The sequence below is a fragment of the Rhizobium ecuadorense genome (assembly GCF_001187535.1).
Taxonomy (GTDB): domain Bacteria; phylum Pseudomonadota; class Alphaproteobacteria; order Rhizobiales; family Rhizobiaceae; genus Rhizobium; species Rhizobium ecuadorense.
The window spans coordinates 1-242 of record NZ_LFIO01001703.1; the positions used below are offsets into that span (position 1 = coordinate 1).

The 242-nt window shown below is 62.4% G+C and carries 1 protein-coding gene; it reads left to right on the forward strand.

Going from position 1 to position 242, the window contains the following annotated elements; translation table 11 throughout:
* On the forward strand, window positions 1–242 hold a 242-nt coding region (locus tag AF337_RS33095; protein WP_152971317.1), incomplete at both ends, for an iron chelate uptake ABC transporter family permease subunit.

Sequence of the window (242 nt, forward strand, 5' to 3'; positions counted from 1 at the left end):
GTATACCATTGGCGAAATCGCGATTTGCGCTTTTTGGCCTCGCAGGATTGCTGACGGCCGCCGCGACGCTGACGGTTGGCCCGTTGTCATTCATTGGCCTCATGGGACCTCACCTTGCGCGGGAGGCGGGATTGGCACGCGCGCTGCCGCAAATGGTTGGTGCCGCTCTGATCGGAGGGGGGCTTATGGTTGCTGCCGATTTCGTCGGCCGCACGATCGTATCGCCCTACCAGATTCCGGCC